The sequence below is a fragment of the Selenomonas sp. FC4001 genome (assembly GCF_000701565.1).
Taxonomy (GTDB): Bacteria; Bacillota; Negativicutes; order Selenomonadales; family Selenomonadaceae; genus Selenomonas_A; species Selenomonas_A ruminantium_B.
Genome location: NZ_JNJF01000025.1, coordinates 1 through 1,392, shown reverse-complemented (window position 1 = coordinate 1,392; position 1,392 = coordinate 1). Strand labels below are relative to the sequence as shown.

Annotated in this window: 1 protein-coding gene; it reads right to left on the bottom strand. The window is 45.8% G+C overall.

Going from position 1 to position 1,392, the window contains the following annotated elements; all coding sequences use genetic code 11:
• Positions 1 to 57: 57 nt before the first annotated feature.
• Positions 58 to 1,299, bottom strand: a complete 1,242-nt coding sequence (locus T320_RS09700) for an IS256 family transposase (protein ID WP_037355359.1) — start codon at positions 1,297 to 1,299, stop codon at positions 58 to 60.
• Between the last annotated feature and the right edge of the window lie 93 nt (positions 1,300 to 1,392).

The window sequence follows — 1,392 nt, the reverse complement described above, 5'->3', positions numbered from 1 at the left end:
GAGGGTGTGAATAAAAGTCTGTAAATAGGTCTTCTATGACTTTAGCATTTATGTATTTTACGGTTGTAATCTGTCAGGGTACATAATGGTCAACTCGCCCCTTACCTTACCCCAGTTCCGAATTGGCATAGTCCATTTCTTGGTAGCCTCAAACGTTGCCAGATACAATGCCTTCAGCAATGCCTGCTGGCTGGGGAAAACACTTCGCTGGCTGTTCAGACGGCGATATGAGGAATTCAGGCTCTCAATGGCGTTGGTCGTGTAAAAGGCTGTACGGACGTCTGTTGAGAACTTGAATATCGGCGTTATTACATCCCAGTTGTCAAACCAGCGCTTCATTGCCGCCGGATAATGGGGCGTCCATTTTTTGTCCACTTCCTCCAGCCGCTTAACGGCAGCTTTCTCATCAGGGGCGGTATAGATGGTACGAAGATCTTTGGCAAGATTTTTCATATCCTTGTTGGCGACATATTTCAGTGTATTGCGCACCATATGGACAATGCAGCGCTGGTGCTCCGTTTTGGGAAATGCTGCCGATATGGCCTCTTTCAGGCCAGTAAGCCCATCCGAACAGAGAATAAGAATATCCCTTACGCCACGGTTCTTGAGGCTGTTCAGGACGCCCAGCCAGTATTTACTGCTCTCATTTTCGCCCACTTCAATCGTAAGGACTTCCTTGCGGCCATCTTCGTTTATCCCCATTACGACATACGCAGCTAGCTTGGTAATCATATTGTCATGCCTTACGGAAAAGTGGATGGCATCAATAAAAATAATGGGGTATATACTGGAAAGCGGCCGGCTCTGCCATTCCTCAATCTGAGGCAGGATTTTATCGGTAACATCGGATATGAATCCCTCTGAGGCCTCGAAGCCGTAAATGTCTTCTAAGGTTTCAGAAATCTGTCTGGTAGTCATGCCTTTGGCATACATAGAGATAATTTTCTCGTCAATGGCGGAAATATCCTTTTGCCGCTTCTTAACTACCTGGGGCTGAAAGGAGGATTGGCGATCCTGCGGGACATCAATCTGAAAACTGCCATAACTGCTGTTGACACGCTTGGTTTTGTATCCGTTGCGGGAATTCTCACTATCGGAGCGTTCAGACTTACTGTAGCCCAGATGCTCATCCATTTCCGTTTCCATCATTTGCTTGATGGTGCCGCCCAGCAAGTCTTTCAAGGCATCTTGGATATCAGTAGCGCTCTCGATGTTGTACTCTTGGAACAGTTGCTGGATGATGGCTCGCTTGCCATCGGTCATTTCTACTTTGTGAATCTCTTTTTTCTGTCTTGCCATGATAAAAGGCCTCCTATGATTTGATTATAGTTTATCATAGAAGACCTTATATTTTCGGGGAAAGTTAATTTACAGAGATTTTTTCATACTCTC

Bases quoted from the DNA above. Each gene is read 5' to 3' on its own strand.
- T320_RS09700 (WP_037355359.1), bottom strand. From the start codon at position 1,299: ATGGCAAGACAGAAAAAAGAGATTCACAAAGTAGAAATGACCGATGGC.